Genomic DNA, 218 nt, shown 5'->3' on the forward strand with positions numbered 1-218 from the left:
ACTGTCGGGTACGGCCGAAGCGGGTGCGACGGTCAACATCGACACGAACGGCGACGGCACGCCGGACGCCACCGTGACGGCCGACCCGAGTGGCGCGTGGACGTACACGCCGTCGACCCCGCTGCCGGCTGGTACGGTGATCGGCGTGACTGCTACCGATGCGGCGGGCAATACGGGCCCGTCTGCCTCGGTGACGGTGACGGGCGACACGACGGCGC

General features: G+C 71.6%; 1 protein-coding gene. It reads left to right on the plus strand.

Features of this window, described 5'->3' with window-relative positions; translation table 11 throughout:
- Positions 1-218 (plus strand): Ig-like domain-containing protein (locus H0X90_RS35640; RefSeq protein WP_196438462.1); only part of this gene is annotated, 218 nt, incomplete at both ends.

The organism is Burkholderia sp. 9775_39 (genome assembly GCF_015712225.1).
In the GTDB taxonomy this organism is placed as follows: Bacteria; Pseudomonadota; Gammaproteobacteria; order Burkholderiales; family Burkholderiaceae; genus Burkholderia; species Burkholderia cenocepacia.